Annotated in this window: 18 protein-coding genes; 8 read left to right on the top strand and 10 right to left on the bottom strand. The window is 61.8% G+C overall.

Annotated features, from left to right (window positions below):
* The 10 genes from IB264_RS19380 to IB264_RS19335 form a co-directional block, all read right to left on the bottom strand.
* The coding region (locus IB264_RS19380) for an isocitrate/isopropylmalate family dehydrogenase (protein ID WP_246811785.1) at positions 1-688 on the bottom strand (688 nt) is incomplete at its 3' end.
* A gap of 45 nt (positions 689-733) precedes the next feature.
* Positions 734-2,125 carry an amidase gene (locus IB264_RS19375; protein WP_025430098.1) on the bottom strand — a complete coding sequence of 464 codons (1,392 nt, stop codon included), beginning with the start codon at positions 2,123-2,125 and terminating at the stop codon, positions 734-736.
* Positions 2,126-2,182: 57 nt separating this feature from the next.
* Positions 2,183-3,157, bottom strand: coding sequence for an ABC transporter ATP-binding protein (locus IB264_RS19370; RefSeq protein WP_025430099.1), 975 nt, complete (start codon positions 3,155-3,157; stop codon positions 2,183-2,185).
* Positions 3,154-4,167 (bottom strand): ABC transporter ATP-binding protein, encoded by a 1,014-nt coding sequence (locus IB264_RS19365; RefSeq protein ID WP_025430100.1) that lies wholly within the window; start codon positions 4,165-4,167, stop codon positions 3,154-3,156. Before IB264_RS19365 ends, IB264_RS19370 begins: the two co-directional genes overlap by 4 nt.
* Positions 4,164-5,024 (bottom strand): ABC transporter permease, encoded by an 861-nt coding sequence (locus IB264_RS19360; RefSeq protein ID WP_025430101.1) that lies wholly within the window; start codon positions 5,022-5,024, stop codon positions 4,164-4,166. The genes IB264_RS19365 and IB264_RS19360 overlap by 4 nt, the downstream gene beginning before the upstream one ends.
* A complete protein-coding gene (locus IB264_RS19355; protein ID WP_025430102.1) occupies positions 5,024-5,974 on the bottom strand; it encodes an ABC transporter permease in 951 nt (316 codons plus the stop codon). The genes IB264_RS19360 and IB264_RS19355 overlap by 1 nt, the downstream gene beginning before the upstream one ends.
* A gap of 158 nt (positions 5,975-6,132) precedes the next feature.
* On the bottom strand, positions 6,133-7,608 hold the full coding sequence (locus IB264_RS19350; RefSeq protein WP_025430103.1) for an ABC transporter substrate-binding protein: 1,476 nt from the start codon (positions 7,606-7,608) through the stop codon (positions 6,133-6,135).
* Positions 7,609-7,746: 138 nt separating this feature from the next.
* Complete coding sequence (locus tag IB264_RS19345) at positions 7,747-8,493, bottom strand: SDR family oxidoreductase (RefSeq protein ID WP_025430104.1); 747 nt, start codon at positions 8,491-8,493, stop codon at positions 7,747-7,749.
* Positions 8,494-8,513: 20 nt separating this feature from the next.
* Entirely contained in the window at positions 8,514-9,953 is a 1,440-nt protein-coding gene (locus tag IB264_RS19340) for an aldehyde dehydrogenase family protein (RefSeq protein WP_025430105.1), read from the bottom strand.
* A 1-nt stretch (position 9,954) separates the two neighbouring features.
* A complete protein-coding gene (locus IB264_RS19335; RefSeq protein ID WP_025430106.1) occupies positions 9,955-10,638 on the bottom strand; it encodes a GntR family transcriptional regulator in 684 nt (227 codons plus the stop codon).
* Between the two features lie 211 nt (positions 10,639-10,849).
* Here IB264_RS19335 and IB264_RS19330 point away from each other — a divergent pair, with 211 nt between their 5' ends.
* From IB264_RS19330 to IB264_RS19295, 8 genes are all read left to right on the top strand, one after another.
* Positions 10,850-11,632, top strand: coding sequence for a GntR family transcriptional regulator (locus IB264_RS19330; RefSeq protein WP_025430107.1), 783 nt, complete (start codon positions 10,850-10,852; stop codon positions 11,630-11,632).
* Between the two features lie 27 nt (positions 11,633-11,659).
* Positions 11,660-12,772 carry an ABC transporter ATP-binding protein gene (locus IB264_RS19325; protein WP_025430108.1) on the top strand — a complete coding sequence of 371 codons (1,113 nt, stop codon included), beginning with the start codon at positions 11,660-11,662 and terminating at the stop codon, positions 12,770-12,772.
* 8 nt (positions 12,773-12,780) lie between these two features.
* The gene (locus tag IB264_RS19320; RefSeq protein ID WP_025430109.1) at positions 12,781-13,710 is read left to right on the top strand and encodes a sugar ABC transporter permease; all 930 of its coding nucleotides are present in this window, start codon (positions 12,781-12,783) and stop codon (positions 13,708-13,710) included.
* A 5-nt stretch (positions 13,711-13,715) separates the two neighbouring features.
* Positions 13,716-14,597: a carbohydrate ABC transporter permease gene (locus IB264_RS19315; protein WP_025430110.1), complete on the top strand. Its 882-nt coding sequence runs from the start codon at positions 13,716-13,718 to the stop codon at positions 14,595-14,597.
* 31 nt (positions 14,598-14,628) lie between these two features.
* Entirely contained in the window at positions 14,629-16,197 is a 1,569-nt protein-coding gene (locus tag IB264_RS19310; RefSeq protein ID WP_025430111.1) for an extracellular solute-binding protein, read from the top strand.
* Positions 16,198-16,262: 65 nt separating this feature from the next.
* A complete protein-coding gene (locus tag IB264_RS19305; RefSeq protein WP_192433920.1) occupies positions 16,263-18,587 on the top strand; it encodes a DUF4962 domain-containing protein in 2,325 nt (774 codons plus the stop codon).
* Between the two features lie 18 nt (positions 18,588-18,605).
* Positions 18,606-19,355, top strand: coding sequence for an SDR family NAD(P)-dependent oxidoreductase (locus tag IB264_RS19300; RefSeq protein WP_025430113.1), 750 nt, complete (start codon positions 18,606-18,608; stop codon positions 19,353-19,355).
* Between the two features lie 9 nt (positions 19,356-19,364).
* Complete coding sequence (locus IB264_RS19295) at positions 19,365-20,645, top strand: SGNH/GDSL hydrolase family protein (protein ID WP_025430114.1); 1,281 nt, start codon at positions 19,365-19,367, stop codon at positions 20,643-20,645.
* Positions 20,646-20,656 lie beyond the last annotated feature (11 nt).

The following is a 20,656-nucleotide window of genomic DNA, read 5'->3' as shown; positions in this document are numbered from 1 at the left end:
TGCCGCCGGCATCGGCCAGCATATGCTCGAGCTGGACATCGGAATATTTCGCCTTGTGGGTTTCGGTCACCACCTGGTTCCACAACACGCCCGACTTCATGACGTTGCGCTTTTCCATCGAGCAGACACGGTTGTTGCGGGTGCGGGCCAGTTCGAAGGCAACGCCGGCGATGCGCTCGATCTCGTAGGTGTCGTAGACCTGGGTGTCGATGCCGCGCTTCTGGCCATTGCCGAGATCGATGATTTCCTTCGGCTCGCCGAAATAGACACCGCCGGTCAACTCGCGCACGATCAGGATGTCGAGGCCTTCGACCAGTTCCGGCTTCAGCGACGATGCGGCGGAAAGCGCGGGATAGCAGATGGCCGGGCGCAGGTTGGCAAACAGCTGCAGGTCCTTGCGCAGGCGTAAGAGACCGGCTTCGGGACGAACCTCGTAAGGCACCGCATCCCACTTCGGACCGCCGACGGCACCAAACAGCACGGCGTCGGCGGCAAGCGCCTTTACCATGTCCCCTTCCGAAATCGCCTGGCCGTGGGCGTCATAGGCAGAACCGCCGACGAGGCCTTCGTCCGTCACGAAGCCGGCGCCAAGCTCGGCATTCATGTAGGCGATGATTTTGCGGACTTCCGCCATGGCTTCCGGGCCGATGCCGTCGCCGGGAAGGATGAAAAGCTTACGATCGGCCATTTCGGCACTCCTGTCGTTTCAGTGTTTGTGTTGGTGCAGGGCGGCTCATGCGGTGACCTTCGGCCATGGCCGCTGTTGCGGACGCAGGGTCTCGAATGCTCGTGCAAGGCGCAAGACCCCGATATCGTCAAACTGCTGGCCGATGATCTGAAGCCCGATCGGCAAACCGCTGGCAGTATAGCCGCAATTGACCGAAATCGCGGGCTGTCCACCCATGTTCACCGCGACCGTAAAGGCGATGTGCTCGAACGGCTTCTGTGGGTCATTGATCGGCGAGGCCCATTCGGCGGGATAGGACGCGGTCGGTGCCGTTGGCGAGAGGATGAAATCAAAACCGGTCAACGCCGCATGGATGGCATTGCGCATGGCGTCGATCTGGGCGAAGCCGGTATAGACGTCGCGGCCGGAAAAATCCTTGGCCGTCTCGATCCAGTTGAAGATGTAGGGCAGTATCTGCGCCTGCTGTTCCGGCGAAAGACGCGAGACGTCTTCCCAACCGCGCGCACGCCAGAAGCGATCGAGGCCATCGATCATCTCGCGGGTGAGGAAGGGCTCGACAGGTTCGATGATCGCGCCCGCGTCCGCGAAGATCTTTGCCGCTTGGCTGACCGCCTGCTCGGTTTCCGCGCTGACCGTCTGGCCGAAGCCGGCATCAAGCCAGAGGCCGATCTTCAAGCCCCTTACCTTCCGTTCAAGATCGAGCCAGGGGATATCGGCATAGGGCAAGGACATCGTGTCGCGGGCGTCCGGCTTCGACAAAACGGACATGTAAAGCGCCGTATCGGCGACAGTGCGGGTCATCGGGCCGGCCACACGGCCGATGAAGGGCGGATTGATCGGAATCCGACCCGCCGACGGTTTCAAACCGACAACGCCGCACCAACCGGCCGGCAGGCGAACCGAACCGCCGATATCGGTGCCGATATGGAGCGGGCCGTAGCCGGCGGCCGCAGCCGCCCCCGCACCGGCGCTCGAGCCGCCGGGATTGGTCGACAGGTCCCAGGGATTGCGCGCCAGTTTGTGGAAACTGGAAAGCCCGGACGACAGCATGCCGTAATCTGGCATGGTGGTCTTGGCCAGAATAACGCCACCCGCCTCGCGGGTGCGTGCCGCCGGCGGCGCATCGGCCAAGGCCGGTACCAGCGGCACGGCCGCGCAGCCAAGCGGCACAGCCGTTCCCTTCGTCGCAATGTTCTCCTTGATCGTCACCGGCACGCCATCGATCGCGCCCAGAGGCTCACCCTTGCCCCAACGTGCCTCGGACGCCTGCGCCGCCTTGCGCGCCTCGTCCGGATCGTAGGCCCAAAGCGCATTGAGTTTCGGCTCAGATGCATCGATGCGCGCGATGACAGCATCGACGACTTCGACGGGAGAGAGCTTTCGCAGGCGGTAAGCCTCGACAAGATCGACGGCGGTGAAATCGGCAAGATCGGACATGGGCAATAATTCCTGCAACAAGAGCAACTCCGGAGAATTGCAGAATTTCAAAGAGTTCTAGGCAAAGTGACAGCGGGCGGACCAGGCCGGCGTCACCGGCTTGGCCATGGGCGTTTGGGCGAGACAGATATCCTGCCTGCGCGGACAGACGGCGGCATAGGCGCAGCCCTCTGAGGTCGTGGCGGTATGGACAGGCGTTTGCGGCGGGGCGTTCGACCGGATCCGCTTGCGGCGTCCGGCAAAGGGTTTCGGCACGGCGGCGACAAGCGCCTGCGTGTAGGGGTGACGCGGGTTGTCGAACACCTCGTTGGTCGGTCCCTCCTCGACGATCCGCCCGAGATGCATGACGGCGACCCGGTCGGTGATGGCGCGAACCACGCCCAGATCGTGGCTGATGAACAGATAGGAGAGCCCGAGCCTCTCCTGCAGATCCATCATCAGGTTCAGCACCTGCGCCTGGATCGAGACGTCGAGCGCCGAAACCGGTTCGTCGGCAACGATCAGCGCAGGTCGGGTGATGAGCGCGCGCGCAATGGCAATCCGCTGGCGCTGGCCACCGGAAAACTCGTGCGGATACTTGTCGACAGACGCCAAGGGCAAGCCGACCGCCTCCAGCACCTCCTCAACGCGCCGGTTGCGCTCGAGTGCGCTGGTTCCGCGTTCCAGTGAAACGATGGGTTCGCAGATGATGGTCCGCACCGTGTGGCGCGGATCGAGTGAGCCGTAGGGATCCTGGAAGATCGCCTGAAATCCCTTGCGCGCCTCCCGCAACTCTGATCGGTCCAGCGAATAGATATCCTTGCCGGCAATGGTAACCTGCCCCGATTGCGGGCGTTCAAGCCCCATGACGGCGCGCGCAAGGGTCGATTTTCCCGAGCCGCTTTCGCCAACGATGCCGAGGCTCTTGCCGGCGCCAAGCTCGACGCTGACACCGTGCAGCACGCGCAAGCTGGTCTGCTTGGAAAAGATCGATGGGCGCGGCAACTGGTACTCGCGCACCAGATCGATGGTCCTCAGAATGACATCGCTCATGGTGCCACCATCCTTTCGCGTGGATGAAAGCAGGCGGCGCGATGCTCCACATTCCTGTCGGTATCGATCAGATCCAGTGGCGGTATCGCCCGCCGACAGTCGGGCTGAACGAAGGCGCAACGCTCAGCAAAGGAGCAATGGTCCGGCCGCGCAAAAGGATCGGGAACGATGCCCGGGATTGCGTTCAGCCTTGGCCTTCCCCCGATCTGGCGCGGAGCAAGGGCAGCTCCATGAGGAGACGCAGCGAAGAGGCCCCTCGCATAGGGATGCGCCATGCGCGCGAACACGTCGTCGGTGCGCCCCGTCTCGATGACACGCCCAGCATACATGACCGCGATACGGTCGGTCATTTCGGAAACCACGCCGAGATCGTGGGTGATCAGCATCAGGGCCGTACCAGTATCTTCGATCAGGTCATCGAGCAGATCAAGAATCTGTGCCTGCACCGTCACATCGAGCGCGGTCGTCGGTTCGTCGGCGATCAACAGGTCCGGTTCGCAGGCGATCGCCATGGCGATCATCACGCGCTGCCGCTGGCCGCCGGAGAGTTGATGCGGGTAGAGGTCCAGATTGAAGCGCGGCGCCGGCAGACCAACCCTGTCCAGCAAGGATCGCGCCTTCTTTTCCGCATCGGCTCTGGTTTCGCCAAAATGAAGGCGTCGCCCTTCGGCGATCTGGGCGCCGATCGACTTGACCGGGTTGAGGGCGGTCATCGGCTCCTGAAAGATCATCGCAATGCGCCGGCCGCGATATCTGCAGAATTCGGCTTCGGGCAGATCTGCGAGGTTGCGGCCATCGAACATCAACTCGCCGCGCACCCGCATGCGCTGCGGCAGCAGTCCCATCACGGCGAGCGCCGTCATGGATTTGCCGCTGCCGGATTCTCCGACGATACCGAGGCGTTCGCCGCGATTGAGCTCAAGATCGACGTCGGAGACGATATCGACCTGGGTCATGCCCGCTGACAGCTCGACCGACATTCCGACCATTCGTAGCAAGGGTGCCGTCATCTTTGTCGCCTCACGCGCGGATCGAGAATGTCGCGCAGGCCATCACCGAGGAGGTTGAGGCCGAGCACGGCGAACGTGATCGCAAGTCCCGGGAAGATGGCGAGCCATGGGGCCTGATAGATGAAGGTCTGGGCATCGTTCAGCATCTTGCCCCAGCTTGGCATCGGTGGCTGGGTGCCAAGACCGACATAGGAAAGCCCAGCTTCTGCAACGATTGCTAAGGCGAACTGGATCGTCACCTGGACCAGGAGCACGTGGTTGATGTTGGGCAGGATGTGCAGAAAGGTGATCGCCACGTCGCCGCGACCGGCGCAGCGGGCCGCCTGCACATATTCGCGCTTCCAAAGCCCCATCGAAGCGCCACGGGTCACGCGGGCAAAGACCGGAATGTTGAAGATGCCGATGGCGATCATGGCATTGGTCGCGCCGGGGCCGAAGATGGCCGTGATGATGACCGCCGTCAGCAGTGCAGGAAAGGCAAAGGCAAGATCGCTCATGCGCATGACCAGGCCATCGACCCAGCCGCCGCGGGCCGCAGCCCATGCACCGAGCGGCACGCCGATGCCGGCGCCGACGAGCACCGCGACGATCGAGACCGCGATCGAGTTGCGCGCCCCGGCCATGATCATCGACAGGATATCGCGGCCGAAATTGTCGGTGCCGAACCAATGGGCGAGGCTTGGTCCCTGAAGCTTGTCGCGGAAATTCATCGCCGTCGGCGAGAAGGGTGTCCAGACGGTGGAAACCACGGCCATCGCAATGAGGATGGCGGTGACCGTCAGGCCGAACATCAGGCTTCGGCTACCAAAAAGCTTGGCCAACAGGCCTGGTTCCGAAGTGATTGCCGAGGTGCTCATCAGTGGCCTCCCCTCGACAGGCGCGGATCCAGATAGCCGTAAACGAGATCCACGAGAAAATTGATGGTGATGACGGACGCGGCAAGCAGCGTCACGAGCGTCTGCACGGTCACCAGATCGCGCTGCGCGATCGCCTGAAAGACCAACCGGCCGACACCCGGCAGATTGAAGACGTTCTCGATGATGATCGTGCCGGCAAGCAGAAACGAAAACTGCAGGCCGATGATGGTGACGACGGGGATGAGTGCGTTCGGCACCGCATGCCTCCAAAGCGCACCAGCGCGCGAGAGGCCCTTGGCGCGGGCAGTGCGGATGAAATCCTCCCCGAGCGTTTCGATGACGGCCGAGCGGGTGACGCGTCCGAGAATGGCGGCGAGTGGCAGGCCGAGCGCAAAGGCTGGAAGAATGAGCGAGTGGAGGCCGCTCCAGATACCGTCCTGCCAGCCGGCAAAGCCCGAGGCCGGAAACCATGCAAGTTTCAGCGCGAATAGCAAAATGAACAGAAGCGCGAGCCAGAAATTGGGGATGGCGACGCCAACTTGCGCGATGCCCATGACGACCGTGTCGCCGGCCTTGCCGCGATTGGCCGCGGCATAGACGCCAATGGCGATCGCAACCACGACCGAGATCGCCATGGAGAGGAGAGCCAGGGGCAATGTCACCAGGATGCGGGGCCCGAGTAGTTCACGGATCGGCACCGAATAGGTGAGACTCATGCCGAAATCGCCGACGACAAAGCCACCGATCCACTGGAGGTAGCGGATCCAGATTGGCTGATCGAGGCCCAGCTGCCGGTGCAGCGCCGCGATCGCATCCGGGTCGGCGTTCATGCCGAGCATCAGCACTGCCGGGTCGCCGGGCAGCACCTGCATCAGCAGAAAGACGATGATAGAGGCGACCAGGGTCGTCAATATGAGCGACACAAGGCGACCGCCAACAAAGGAAATCACATCAACCTCCCGGAATGAGCGAGCGTTGACCGGCGCCGGGGACGGTCAACGGCTGATCTGCATCCGCCCCCATTTGTGGAGGGGCGGATGCTGGAGCGGGATGAGGAAAAGTGTGTGCGGTTTTCAGCCCGCATACCGCTCCACCTCATGAGAAGCGATCAATTCTCCCAGTAGGTCTGGGTCTGATCGTCCGCCGGCACCGGCATGTTCTTCCACAGACCCTTCACCTTCTTGTTCCAGACGCCGATCTTCGGAAGAGCGTAGAGGAAAACGTTCGGTTCATCGGCCGCCAGTTTACGCTGAAGCTGGCCGACGAGATCGAGCTGCTCAGCTTCCGTCGACGCGAGCGTGAAGGACTTGTAGAGCGCCTTGTAGTCCGGGTTCTGGTAGTTGAAATAGTATTTGTCGCGAGCGTAAATATCGAGATCGCGGGCTTCGGCGTGTGCGATGATCGTCGCGTCGAAATCCGAGTTCTTGAACACCTGGTCGAGCCATTGCGCGAACTCGATCGGAACGAGGTTCACCTTGACGCCGACTTCGCTGAGCATGGCCGCGATGATCTCGCCGCCGCGCCGGGCATAGGCGGGTGGCGGCAGCATGATGGTCATTTCCAGACCTTCGACACCGGCCTCCTGCAGCAGTTGCTGCGCTTTGCCCGGGTCATAGGGATAGGTTTCGTTCAGATCGACATAGCCGGGCTCCACCGGGGAATAATGCGAACCGATCGTCTCGCCGAAGCCCGAATAGGTGCCTTCGACCAGGGTCTTCCGGTCGATCGCATGGGCAAGCGCCTGACGAACCCTGACGTCGTCAAACGGCTTGCGCGCATTGTTCAGCGCAAGAACCACCTTGCCGGAGGTGCTGCCGACCTCGACCTGGAGGTTGGGATCGCTTTGGAACTGGCTGACGAGTTCGGCGGCCTGGAACATCGGGAACGCATCGACGTTGCCGGCAAGAACGGCGGCTGCGGCTGCGGACGGGTCGCTGATGAACTTGAAGGTGACTTCCGTCAGCTTGGCCGGTTCGCCCCAGTAATCGGCGTTCTTGTTCAGCACGACCTTGTCGCCCTTCGCCCATTCCTTGAACGCGTAGGGGCCAGTACCGACAGGCTTGGTCTTGTTGTCGGCGGCCGATGACGGCGCGATCATGACCGCGTCACCCCATGCCATGTTGAACAGGAAGTTGGATGCCGGGCGCTTCAGGGTCACGACTGCGGTTGCCGGATCCGGGCACTCGGTCTTTTCGATCGGCTCGAAGAGGCCCTTCTGCGCATTGGTGGAGTCCGCTGCGACGGCGCGCTCATAGGAGAATTTGACGATCGAGCAGTCGAATGGCGTGCCGTCGTGGAACTTGACGCCCTGACGAAGCTTGAACGTGTAGCTTTTCTGGTCGTCGGAGATCGCCCAGCTCTCGGCCAGGAGCGGCTTGACGGTGCCATCTTCAACCACGCGCACCAGGCCTTCGAACAGGTTGCCGTAGGTGATATAGCGGATCGGCGCGGCGGCGCCCGCGGTCGGGTCGAGGCCCGGCGGTTCCAGCACCTGGCCGACGGTAATCGTGTCCTTGGCCATGGCTGTGGTCAGCGATGCGGCGATGAAGCACGAAGCAAGTGCCCATTTCGTCAAGTTAAGCATGGTTCCCCCGCTTTGCGGTTTGGTTGTTTATGGTCCCACTGCATGTTTCCATTAATCGCATCCGATTGAAGGAAACATGCAGTCAATCAAAGTGCCGCGACTTTCGTGCGCCCTAAGAGACGCGCGGCGCTGTCGTCATCAGATCGAACGCCCGCCATCGACGTCAAGTGCAACGCCGGTGATCATCGACGCCTGCGGCGATGCGACGAAGGCGGCGGCCTCGGCGAGATCCTCGGGCTTCAGCAAGCGGCCCAACGGAATGGAATCGCGGAACTTCTGGCGAATTTCCTCGGTATCCTCGCCCATGAAGGTCGTCAAAAGCGGCGTCTCGCCGGCAACCGGATTGAGGGCAACGACGCGAATGTTGAACGGAGCAAGTTCGATCGCCAGCGCCTTGGTCGCGGAGACCACCCAGCCCTTCGTCGCATTGTACCAGGCAAGGTTCGGCCGCGGCCGGTTGGCGCCAGTCGAGGCGATATTGACGATCACGCCTGTCTTGTTCTGTTTCATGTGCGGCAGCAGCGCGCGCGTCATGAGATAGACGCCACGCACGTTGACGCCGAGGATCCTGTCGAACTCGTCCGGCTCCACCAGCTCGGCGTTTTGTGGCTTGTGGCCGATGCCGGCATTGTTGATGAGAATGTCGACGCGGCCGAACTTCTCGAGGCTCGCGGCAACGGCGGCGTCGACGTCCGATGATTTGGAGATGTCGCAGACGACGGCAAACGCATTGCTGCCGAGTTGCTTGGCCACGCGCTCGGCCCCTGCGGCATCGCGGTCGACAACGACCACCTTGGCACCGCCGTCGATGAAACGCTTCGCAATGCCCTCGCCGAAACCGGAGCCTGCACCGGTGATGAGAGCGATCTTACCTTCTAGTGACACTTGTTCCTCCCGACGCTGAACTAGCCGTGGTAAACCGAGATGGTTTTCATGCTGGCGAAGCCGTAGAGGGCTTCGAAACCCTTCTCGCGGCCATGGCCCGATTTCTTGACGCCGCCGAAGGGCAGCTCGACGCCGCCGCCGGCGCCATAATTGTTGACGAAGACCTGACCGGCGTGGACGGCGCGCGCCATGCGCAGCTGCCTACCACCGTCGTTTGTCCAGACCCCGCAGACGAGACCATAGGCGGTGCCGTTTGCAAGGCGAACGGCCTCCTCTTCGCTGTCGAACGGCATGATCACCTGGACCGGGCCGAAGATTTCTTCCTGTACCGTGCGGTGCTCGTGCGGCACGTCGCGCAGCAATGTCGGTGCGACATAGGCGCCGTCAGCGGGTGCGTCGGCGACGATCTCGCCCTCAGCCGCGATCTTCAGGCCATCCTTGGCGGCATCGGCAAGGAAGCCCTCGATGATCGCCTTTTGCCTATGCGAGACCACCGGGCCAAGCGACAGATCGGCGCTGGCCGGTCCGACCCTGAGCGCGCGATATCTTTCGCTCATCTGCGCCACGACGTCTTCGTAGATGGCGCGCTCGACGAGGATGCGTGACGAGGCCGAACAGGTCTGCCCGGCGTTCTGGATCCCGGCGTTGACCAGGAATGGCACGGCACGGTCGAGGTCCGCATCGGCAAAGACGATCTGCGCCGACTTGCCGCCGAGTTCGAGCGTCACCGGCACCGCATTCTTCGCCGCCGCCGTCTGCACCATCTCACCGGTGCGCACCGAACCGGTAAACGAGATATGGTTGACATCAGGGTGTTCGGAAAGCGCGGCACCCGCTTCCGCGCCCAAACCGGTGACGACGTTCAGCGCTCCTGATGGCAGGCCCTCTTCTTCGGCGATGCGTGCAAATTCCAGGATGGTCAGGCACGCCTCCTCGGCCGGCTTGACCACGGCCGCATTGCCCATGGCAAGGGCTGCGCCGAGGCTTCGACCAAGGATCTGCATCGGATAGTTCCACGGGATGATATGACCCGTAACCCCATGCGGCTCGTAAATGGTCAGCACGGTAAAGCCGTTCTGATAGGGGATGGTGTCGCCATGCACCTTGTCGGCGGCGCCGCCATAGAATTCCAGATAGCGCGCGAGCGCGACGACATCAGCCCGCGCCTGTGTCAGGGGCTTGCCGACATCCCGCGCTTCAAGCTCCGTCAAAAGGTCGATGTTGCGCAGCACCGCTGCCGAGATCCGGCTGAGCACCCGTCCGCGTTCGGTAGCCGTCAACTGCCCCCATTGGCCGCCAAGTGCCGAGCGCGCCGAGCGCACGGCCAGGTCGATGTCATCCCGGTTTCCCCGGGCAATGCGCGCGAATATCTCACCGTTGGAGGGATCCCTGACGGCGATGTGCTCGCCGCCAATTGCGTCCTGCCACGTGTTCGCGATGAAATTGCCGTAAGTCTTCACATCATGCCTCGTTGTCAGTCTCGCCCTGCGGGAGGAGCGTTTTCAATCTCATGGCCGTCGCATGGATATGCGCGCGCGCCAGCTTCTCAGCCTGATCAGGGTCCCTTGCCGCTATCGCCTCGACAATGAGCCGATGCTCGGCAACGGCAGTGCTGGCGCGTTCGCTGGAAAGCGAAAAGGCCGGAGCGAAGACCTGAGAGGTCATCCGCAGAAGCGGCCCGAGCGACGCCAGCGACGCATTGCGCGAAGCACTGACGATTGCCTCGTGAAAGACGACGTTGGACTGGGTGTAGGCGCCGGGATCCCAGCGCTCGACGACCTTCTGCTGCTGATCGATCTGTTTCGCGAGTGCTTTGATTTCGGATGCTGTGGCGCGCTCGGCGGCATTGCGCGCCGCCACGCCGTCCATCGCCTCGCGCACAGCATAGGCATCGAGAAGTTTCGGCAGGTCGGCGGTGGCCACCCTGACACCGCTGCCCGGTTTGTTCACAACGAGCCCGTCGCGCTCCAGCACCCGCAAGGCCTCGCGAAGCGGCGTACGGCTGATGCCGAATTCGGCAGCGATCCGCTCCTGGCGCAACGTCGCTCCAGGCGCATAGACGCCGGCATAGATGCGCTCGCGAAGCGCCTGGGCAACTTCGTCGAGCAGGCGCGACTGGCTTCGCCATTCAAAGGTTTGACTCATCGATCCCTCCCAAGATCGAGGCAAATTGTATCCAGGATACAGACGATGTCAATTGCGATTGATAGGCCAGCGAACCGCCACGCGGGATCGGGACCGGAAGAGGCGTGATTTTCCGACGCAGACCCCTCGCTCGACGACAAAATTATTTACGGTTGACAATCGCACTCTAAGACATCAATCTTGCAACTAAGATATCAGTTAGCGGATAGATATGTCTGAGATTGTCACCATACCGGCACTTCCACTTGACGAGCTCCTTCGGCCGTCCCTGATCGAGGGTGCGGGCAACACGACGTCAAAGGTCTATCGCCTGCTTCGGCAACTGATCGTCGAGGTGAGGTTGCTGCCTGGCCGCGCGTTGCCGGAAAAGGAGGTCGCCGCGATCCTCAACGTCAGCAAGACACCGGTTCGCGAAGCGATCATCCGCCTCTCGGAGGAAGGCCTGATCAAGGTCGTGCCGCAGGGCGGCACGTTTGTCGCGACGATCGAGGTCCAGCGCTATATCGAGGCGTGCTTCATTCGCTTTCGGTTGGAGGCCGGAGCGGCCGCAGAGGCGGCCAAGCGCCACACGTTCGAAGATCTCGGCCGCCTTGAACTCTGCCTCAACCAGCAGATTGCAGCCGTAGAGGGCGAGGATTACACGAATTTCTTCGAGCTCGACGAGAGCTTTCATAAAGCCATCTTCGCAGCCGCGCGTCTGAGCGGTGTGTGGACCTTCGTCAACCAGGCGAAGGGCGAGATCGATCGCATGCGCCATTTGAAGATGGTCTTCGGCGTTCGCCGCACTGCAGAAGTCATCGAGGAACATCGGGCGATCGTCGATGCCATTCGTGAAGCTTCGCCGGATGCGGCCGTGGCGGCAATGAGCCGACACCTCGGCTCGCTCGAAAGCAAGATTACCGAGCTCTCACGCGACCCGAAGCTGTGGAGCTACATTGAATCGATCAATGCGACAACGACAGAAAAACGGAGGCCGCGGCGCAACCTGACCTAAGGGGTTCGCGCCGGCGGGAGGAATCAAATGTCTGCAGTTGAACTGAACGACGTAGTGAAACGCTACGGCGCACTCGAAGTCGTGCACTCCATCAAGCTGTCGGTATCACCGGGAGAGTTCGTCGTTCTGGTCGGACCGTCGGGCTGCGGCAAGTCCACGACCCTGCGCATGGTGGCCGGGCTCGAAGACATTTCAGATGGCACGATCTCGATCGGTGGCCGCGTCGTCAACCGGGTCGCGCCGAAAGATCGCGACGTCGCCATGGTGTTCCAGAACTACGCGCTCTACCCGCACCTCAATGTCGCGGAAAACATCGCCTTTGGACTGCGCGTCCGTGGCGAGAAGAACGACGTCGTCGAAGCCGCTGTCAACGAGGCGGCCGCCATTCTCGATCTGATGCCCTATCTGAAGCGCAAGCCCGCGGACCTTTCGGGCGGCCAGCGACAGCGCGTGGCGATGGGTCGCGCGATTGTGCGAAAGCCACAGGTGTTTCTGTTCGACGAGCCGCTGTCCAATCTCGACGCCAAGCTGCGCACCCAGATGCGCGCGGAGATCAAGCGGCTGCACAAGCGCATGGACGTCACCAGCATCTACGTGACGCACGACCAGGTGGAGGCCATGACGCTTGCCGACCGCATCGTCGTCATGAATGGCGGACGCGTCGAACAGGTCGGCTCGCCCATGGAGCTTTTCCTCAATCCGGCCAATGCGTTTGTTGCGAGCTTCCTGGGATCGCCGCCCATGAACCTCGTGGCAGCGCGCGTGGAAGCGGCAAACGGCGCTGCCGTTGCCTGCGTCGACGGCAACGTTCCGGTCCAGTTCCGCATGCCGGCTGCAATCGCCGCCGGCATGCGCGCCGGCCAGAAAGTTCTCGTCGGCCTGCGTCCCGAACACCTCGATATCGAAGTCGGCCGCCCGGGGGCCGACACCCAGGAGATAGCGACGGCCGTGGACCTCGTCGAGCCTCTCGGTTCGGAAGCGCTGCTTCATTGCAGGATCGGCGGCCAGCCGGTCGTCGCCAAGGTCGATACGCCCGTGGACGGGAGAAGCCTGTCGGATGTCGCCAGGCTGGCGATCCCCACCGCCAGACTTCATGTCTTCGACGTGGAGACCGGCAAAGCCATCAACGGACAGGCGTGAGGCAGATGATGGGATCGAAGATCGCCCAGCATATCAAGGACCTGGCGGAGGATCTTCGCCGAGACTGGCAGCTTTATGTGTTGTTGTTGCCGATGCTCGTCTGGTTCCTGCTTTTCCTCTACAAGCCGATGGAAGGCTTGCAGATTGCCTTCAAGGACTTCAGCCCGTTCCGTGGCGTTGCCGGCAGTCCCTGGGTCGGGTTCGAAAATTTCCGGACGCTACTCAATGACCAGATCTTCATCCGCGCCTTCATCAATACGATCACCATCAGCGGCCTGGGGCTGATCTTCGCCTTCCCGGTGCCAATCATCCTGGCCTTGATGTTCAATGAGCTGCAGAGCGAAGTCGGCCGGCGTTTCTCACAGACCGTCGTCTACCTTCCACACTTCATTTCGGTGGTGATCGTTGCAGGCATCGTCATCAACCTGCTGTCGCCAACCACGGGCGTGGTCAACCTCGTGCTGTCCAGCCTCGGCTTCGATCCGATCTACTTCCTGACACAGCCGGAATGGTTCCGAACGGTGTTCATCGGCTCCAACGTCTGGAAGGAGGCAGGCTTCGAATCGATCGTCTATCTCGCTGCCATCGCCGGTATCAGCCCGACACTCTACGAATCCGCCCGGGTCGACGGCGCCTCGCGCTGGCAGATGATGTGGCGCATCACCCTGCCCTGCATTCTGCCGACGATCATCATCATGCTGATCATCCGCATCGGCAACCTGGTCGAGGTCGGTTTCGAATACATCATCCTACTCTACCAACCGGCCACCTACCGCACCGCCGACGTTGTCTCGACTTATGTCTACCGGACCGGCCTGCAGGGAACCCAGTACGACCTGGCGACTGCCGCCGGCCTGTTCAACGCGGTCATCGCGTTTGCCCTCGTCTTCACGGCCAACCGGATCAGCCGGAAGGTCTCATCAACCTCGCTCTGGTGAATGTCATGGCCACTTTCAGCCTATACTCGCGCGGCGATCGTATTTTCGGATATGCGAATGCGGCCCTGATCGGACTGTTCGTCCTGTCGACCCTCTATCCGTTCATCTATCTGCTGGCGGTATCGATCTCGTCAGGTGCGGCGGTCACCTCCGGGCAGGTCATTCTGTTTCCCAAGGACCTGACGCTTGCGGCCTATGAATTCGTGCTGTCCGACCGACTGTTCTGGATCGCCTACGGCAATACCTTCATCTACACGTTCGGCGGCACCGCGGTCAGCTTGGCGATCATGATCCCCGGCGCCTATGCGCTGTCACGCGCTAGGCTGCGCGGACGCAAATTCCTGAACCTGATGGTGGCATTCACCCTCTGGTTCAATGCCGGGATGATCCCCTTCTTCCTGAACATGCGCGACCTTGGCCTCCTGGATTCGCGTTTCGGCCTGATCATCGGCTTCGCCTGCAATGCCTTCAACGTCATCCTGCTGCGCAACTTCTTCGAGTCCGTGCCGAAATCCTTCGAGGAAGCAGCGAAGATGGACGGCGCCAGCGAATGGCAGCTGCTCTGGAAGGTATTTATTCCACTGTCCAAGCCGGCCATCATCACCGTCGGTCTGTTCTGCATCGTCTCGCGCTGGAACAGCTACTTCTGGGCCATGGTGCTGCTGCGCGGCGAGGAAAAGATCCCGCTCCAACTCTACCTGAAGCGCATCATCGTCGACCTCACCGCCAACGACGAGTTTGCCAGCAGCCTGCTGAGCTCGCGCTACTCATTCGAAACCGTCACAGCCGCGATCATGATCGCCTCGATCATTCCGGTGCTGCTGATTTATCCGAGCATCCAGAAATACTTCAACAAGGGCATCACCCTTGGTGGGGTCAAGGAATAACGGCCAGTTCTGTTCAAGGAGGAGAAATGGAATGAGACGTTTTGGGAAAAGGCTTTCGCTACTTGCCACCTGTGCGCTTCTGCAATTGGGCAGCGCCGCCGCCGAGGACGCGTCGACGAAGATTGTCGACGATCCGCTCGAACTGACGATCCACTTCCATTTCCGCGACAAGTACGTCTACACGGAGAACTGGCCCGTCGAGAAGAAAGCGGCGGAATGGACCGGAATCCACGTCAAGAACGTGGCCTCGCTTGCCACCAGCAACAGCCGCGACGCCTTCAACCTGTTGATGGCGTCTGGCGATCTGCCTGATATCGTGGGAGGAGATGTGACAGGCGGCCTCAAGGACGACTTTATCCGCTACGGGATGGAAGGCGCCTTCCTGCCGCTTGACGACCTGATCGCCGAAAACGCCCCCAACCTGAAGAAGTTCTTCGACGATCATCCCGTGGTGCGCCGCGCCATCAGCGCGCCCGATGGGCATATCTACTTCATCCCTTATGTTCCGGAGGGAGAGTATTCGCGCGCCTGGTTCATCCGCCGGGACTGGCTGGAGAAGCTCGGTCTCAAGGAACCGCAAAATGTCGACGAGCTCTACACTGTGCTCAAGGCATTTCGCGAGAAGGATCCCAACGGCAACGGCAAGAAGGACGAGGTTCCCTATTTCGCCCGCGAGCCGATCGAAGCCGTGCGGCTCATCAACATGTGGGATGCGCGCGTCTCGGGGTCGGAACGCTACGGCGACTTCATGGTCGAGGACGGCAAGATCGTCCACCCGTGGACGACGGCAAACTACAAGACCGGGATTTCAAAGGTTGCCCAGTGGTTTGGCGAAGGGCTCATCGACACGGAAGTCTTTACTCGCGGCGCACGCGTTCGCGAATACATGCTCGGTAACAATATCGGCGGCATGACCCATGACTGGTTCGCCAGCACCTCGAACTATACCGAGGCTCTGAAGGACAGCGTTCCCGGTATCAATTTCGCACCGATGCTGCCACCGAAAACGGTATCGGGAAAGCGCTTCGAGGACAGTCGGCGTGCGACCGTTCAGCCTGCCGGCTGGGCGATCTCCTACACCAATCAGCACCCCGCCGAGACGATCAAGTACTTCGACTTCTGGTTCTCCGAAAAGGGTCGCATTCTCTCCAACTGGGGTGTCGAGGGCGTCAACTACGACATGAAGGACGGCAAACCTGTCTACAAGGACAGCGTCCTCAAGAACCCAAAGCCGGTGAACGCCCAGATGTGGGAGATCGGCGCCGGCGTGCCGCGCGGCTACTGGGCCTCCTACCCGTCCGAACAGCAGTGGACCAACAAGATGGCCCTCGACGGGATCGCCATGTACGAGACGGAACCCGGCCTGCTGCAGCCCGAATTCACCGGCGTCTCGATGAGCGCCGAGGAACGGGCGGTCTACGACAAGTACTGGCCGAGCCTGCTCACATACATGACCGAGATGCAGCAGACCTTCGTGCTCGGCGCACAGAATGTCGACGCCTCCTGGGATGCCTATCAGGCTCGCCTCGAACAGCTCGGCCTGCCCGAGGTCATCAAGGTCATGCAGACGGCCTACGACCGCCAATACGCCAAGAACTGACACATCAGGGCGCGGCGCGGCCGCGCCCTATTCACTCCCCGACTTGTTAAAGGACGTCATTTTCGATGCCCAAAGCTGACGAAGCCCCACGACTGCATTATCTCGACGAGCCGAAACCCGGCACGCTGACGATCACCTATCAGCCGAACGGCTCCGCCATCCAGGAGAACCCGCCGCGTTTCAGCTGGCTGCCGGCGCTGGACGACAATGCCCGCTATGCCCTCAAGGTGTCCCGGAATCCATCCTTTCCACCGGCCGATACGCTGCTGTTCGAAGACCTTAATTGGAACTTCTTCACGCCGGACGTAACCTTCGAGCCCGGCGTCTATCACTGGGCCTTCGCGCTATGGGATGGCGCATCCAAAACCGTTGTGTCCGCCTGGAGCAGCGTTCGAATATTCGAGATCCTGCCCGGCTTGCCGGAAACACCGCTGCCGCGCGCGCAAGTCCGCTGGAAGGCTGCGGATCTACGCCATCCCCGACTTTGGCTCGGTCCGAGCGAAGTCGGTGATTTTCGCGAACGCCTGGAGGCAGATGCCGATCATTGCGGCTGGCAGGGTTTTTTCGACAAGTCTGTCGCGCCATGGCTCACGCGCGATTTCATCGCAGAGCCTGCCCTCTACCCCAACAACGTGCGCGTCGCGAAACTCTGGCGGCAGATGTACATCGATTGCCAGGAAGCCATCTACGCGGTGCGCCATCTGGCGATCGCCGGCGTAATTCTCGACGATCCCGCGTTGATCACCAGGGCGCGTGAATGGCTGCTGGCGATCGCGCGATGGGATCGTACGGGCGCCACCGCGCGTTCCTACAACGACGAGGCAGCCTTCCGCGTCGTCACCGCACTCGCCTGGGGCTACGACTGGCTGTGGGATCATCTCGACGACACGGAACGGACGGAGGTCCGCGACGTCCTGCTGGCGCGGACGCGCGAAGTTGCCGATCATGTCCTGTGGCGTGCGCGCATCCATGTCTTCCCCTATGACAGTCACGCCGTGCGCTCGCTATCGGCCGCATTGACGGCCGCCTGCATCGCTCTTGCTGGAGAAAGCGACGAGGCGGAAAGCTGGCTCGACTATACGATCGAATTCCTGTTCACACTCTACTCCCCATGGGGCGACGCGGATGGCGGGTGGGCCGAGGGTCCGCATTACTGGATGACAGGCATCGCCTACCTGACGGAGGCCGCCAACCTCATCAAGAACTTCCTGAACGTCGACCTCTACAAGAGGCCGTTCTTCCATAAGACCGGCGACTTCCCGCTCTACACCAAGGCACCGGGTACCCGTCGCGCCTGTTTCGGAGACGATTCCACCCTCGGCGACCCGCCGGGAGTAAAGGTCGGCTACAATGTCCGCCAGTTCGCAGGCGTCACCGGCAATCCTTACTACCAGTGGTACTACGAGCGCCTTAAGGCCGACGCCGCCGGAACCGAGATGGAGTTCTACAATTACGGCTGGTGGGATCTCAATTTCGACGATCTCGTCTATCGCCACGACTATCCGCAGATCACGGCCCAGGCGCCAAGCGACCTGCCACCAGTGAAATGGTTCAAGGATATCGGCTGGGTCGCCATCCAGAAATACATGGACGACCCTGCGCGGCATATCCAGTTTCTGTTCAAGAGCAGCACCTTCGGCTCGCTCAGCCACAGCCATGGCGACCAGAACGCTTTCCTGCTCTATGCCTTCGGCGAAGATCTGGCCATCCAGAGCGGCTACTATGTGGCCTTCAACTCCACCATGCACCGTAACTGGCGGCGCCAGACCATTTCCAAGAACGCCATCCTCATCGACGGCAAAGGTCAGTATGCCGACGGCGATAAGACGATTGCAAAAAAGGCCGGGGGGCGGATTGTCACCGTGCGCGAGGAGCCGTCCCATGTCTTCATCAGCGGCGATGCGACGGCGGCCTACCGGGCCGCAGATCCTGACGTGTTGCGCGCCGAACGCGACGTCTATTTCACCGCAAGCGATTTCGTTGTGCTCGTCGACCGCGTCGAGTGCTCCCGTCCAAAGCCCGTTCAATGGCTGTTTCATGCGACAAGACCGATGGACGTCGGCACCAACAGCTTCCGCCTGACCGGAGAGCGCGCCGGCCTTTACGGGCAGTTCGTCCACTCGACCTCCGGCCCGCCCAATGTTCGCCTGGTCGAAGGTTTCGAAGGGATCGATCCCGCCGACGTCGAGGGCATGGATACCCAATACCATATCGAGGCCAGCCTGCCGTCGGCGAGCAAGCACACCCTCGTCACCCTGCTCGTTCCCTATTCGCTCGATGAGCCGCGGCGGGTCTTTAACTTCATCGACGACCAGGGGTTCAGCGCCGACATCTACTTCACCGATGTCGACGACAACCAGTTGCGCATCGTCATCCCAAAGAACTTCTGATCACGAAAGGATATTTCCATGAACGGACTGAAAGACAAAGTCGTGCTGGTCACCGGCGGCGGACGCGACATCGGCAAGGCCTGCGCCGAGCGACTTGCCAAGGAAGGCGCAAAGGTCGTCGTCACCTATTTCGGCTCGGCATCAAGCGCTGAACAGAGCGTCGGCGCTATCAATGCGGCGGGCGGCAAGGCGGTCGCACTTAGAGCGGACATGACCAATGCGGCGGATGCCCAGGCCGCGGTCGACAAGGCCGTGTCGGAATTCGGCAGGCTTGATGGCCTCGTGCACGTCGCCGGCGGCATCATCGCCCGCAAGACGCTGTCCGAGATGGACGAGGCGTTCTTCCGTGAAGTGATCGACGTCAATCTGACGTCGTTGTTCAATGCAACCAAAGCCGCGGTGCCCGCCATGAATGAAGGAGGCTCGATCGTCACCTTCGCGTCCCAGGCCGGCCGTGACGGCGGCGGTCCCGGCGCCGTCGCCTACGCGACCTCCAAGGGGGCCGTGATGACGTTCACGCGTGGCCTGTCGAAGGAACTCGGCCCGAAGATCAGGGTGAACGCCGTCTGCCCCGGCATGATCTCCACGGCTTTCCACGACACCTTCACGAAACCGGAAGTGCGCGAGCGGGTTGCGGCAGCGACACCGCTCAAGCGCGAGGGACAATCGGCCGAGGTCGCAAGTCTGGTCGCGTTCCTCGTCTCCGACGAGGCTGCCTTCATCACCGGCGCCAGCTACGACGTCAATGGCGGCACGTTCTTCTCGTAGGACCAGAACATGACAGTCACATCTCCGATCCATGGGAGCAGGGTCGCCCTGCTCGGGACCTCGCTCGTCCAGCAGAACCACGATGCCGGCGAGCGGCATATCCGATCGTCGGCCAGGGGCTGGTCGACATGGGCGGAGGTGCTGACCCATGGCCAGCTCGATATCACCGTCTTCCACGACCCACGCGTACATCCTGGATGGGAGCCGAGCGGGCGGGTGGGTGACTCGCGCGGCTTCGGTGGCCTTAACGCCGGTGTCTCAGGCCAGAAGGCCCTAGATATCGCCAACCGGATCGACCAGGTCCTTGCGCTTGATTTCGACCTCATCATCGTTGACGCGGGAACCAACGACATGATGGTGGAGACCAAGGAAACCATTCAGGCGATCCGCGAGGCGATCGTGTCCCGCCTGCTCGATGCCGGCAAGCTGGTCATCCTGCTGCCGATCCTTGCCCGCGGGACGCAAAAATGGTCGGCCGGCGGATCGGAGCGTGCCAAGGCGCAATGGATCAACCAGAAGAGCCGTGCCTTCGCGGCCCGAAGACCCCGTTGCCACATCTTCGACTGGAACAGCGCCTGGGTCGACTGGCATAGCGCGGACGGCGTTCCACACGCCGGATTCTCCGATGACGGCACGCATTTTTCTGTGCCGGGCGGTCATGCCGTCGGCAAGGCGTTGGCCGAGTACCTCCGCGGGCTGCTTGCTCCGCACGTTCCCGAACGGTGGGCGCGGGACGATCGTTTCGACCCGGTTCACAATCCCCTCGGAAGTTTTGTTCCCGATCCGCTTCCGGGCAACGCAAAGACGTTTGCGGGGCCGCCGCCCGATTGCAACGTCACGGCCAGCCGTGCCGTAAGCAGCACCGGTCATCCGGCAGGCTGGCAAGAAATCAGTCTGGAAGGCGGCCATTGCGTCCTGGAGATCTTGCCGGAAGGTTTCATCAATCCGCTGCCGGCAGGCGCCTGGGTCCGGGCGAGCTGCGCGGTCGAGGTCGACGCGCATGATGGCTGGCGGGACATCTCCCTTGTGCTTGAAGACTGTGGCCCGGAAGGTCTGACGGCACAGGCGCTTGCACCTTTCGATCTCGGTGACGGCAACCTCGCGTCCTATCCGACCGAGGCATGGTCAGGCATGCTGAGGACACCGCCGATCAAAATCAAAACGCCATCCCAGAGGCTTCGGCTCGCGCTCAACCTGCGCATTGTCTCATCTGGGCGCCCGGCAACGATGCGTTTCTCCACGCCGCAACTACGCCAGGTCGACCCGCCCGCCCTGGGCTGGCACCGCTAAACCATCTGGGA

The sequence above is a fragment of the Ensifer sp. ENS11 genome (genome assembly GCF_014851895.1).
Lineage (GTDB): Bacteria > Pseudomonadota > Alphaproteobacteria > Rhizobiales > Rhizobiaceae > Ensifer > Ensifer canadensis.
This window is presented reverse-complemented; position numbering and strand designations above follow the sequence as displayed.

Bases quoted from the DNA above. Each gene is read 5' to 3' on its own strand.
- IB264_RS19375 (WP_025430098.1), bottom strand. From the start codon at position 2,125: ATGTCCGATCTTGCCGATTTCACCGCCGTCGATCTTGTCGAGGCTTAC.
- IB264_RS19370 (WP_025430099.1), bottom strand. From the start codon at position 3,157: ATGAGCGATGTCATTCTGAGGACCATCGATCTGGTGCGCGAGTACCAG.
- IB264_RS19365 (WP_025430100.1), bottom strand. From the start codon at position 4,167: ATGACGGCACCCTTGCTACGAATGGTCGGAATGTCGGTCGAGCTGTCA.
- IB264_RS19360 (WP_025430101.1), bottom strand. From the start codon at position 5,024: ATGAGCACCTCGGCAATCACTTCGGAACCAGGCCTGTTGGCCAAGCTT.
- IB264_RS19350 (WP_025430103.1), bottom strand. From the start codon at position 7,608: ATGCTTAACTTGACGAAATGGGCACTTGCTTCGTGCTTCATCGCCGCA.
- IB264_RS19335 (WP_025430106.1), bottom strand. From the start codon at position 10,638: ATGAGTCAAACCTTTGAATGGCGAAGCCAGTCGCGCCTGCTCGACGAA.
- IB264_RS19330 (WP_025430107.1), top strand. From the start codon at position 10,850: ATGTCTGAGATTGTCACCATACCGGCACTTCCACTTGACGAGCTCCTT.
- IB264_RS19325 (WP_025430108.1), top strand. From the start codon at position 11,660: ATGTCTGCAGTTGAACTGAACGACGTAGTGAAACGCTACGGCGCACTC.
- IB264_RS19320 (WP_025430109.1), top strand. From the start codon at position 12,781: ATGGGATCGAAGATCGCCCAGCATATCAAGGACCTGGCGGAGGATCTT.
- IB264_RS19315 (WP_025430110.1), top strand. From the start codon at position 13,716: ATGGCCACTTTCAGCCTATACTCGCGCGGCGATCGTATTTTCGGATAT.
- IB264_RS19310 (WP_025430111.1), top strand. From the start codon at position 14,629: ATGAGACGTTTTGGGAAAAGGCTTTCGCTACTTGCCACCTGTGCGCTT.
- IB264_RS19305 (WP_192433920.1), top strand. From the start codon at position 16,263: ATGCCCAAAGCTGACGAAGCCCCACGACTGCATTATCTCGACGAGCCG.
- IB264_RS19300 (WP_025430113.1), top strand. From the start codon at position 18,606: ATGAACGGACTGAAAGACAAAGTCGTGCTGGTCACCGGCGGCGGACGC.
- IB264_RS19295 (WP_025430114.1), top strand. From the start codon at position 19,365: ATGACAGTCACATCTCCGATCCATGGGAGCAGGGTCGCCCTGCTCGGG.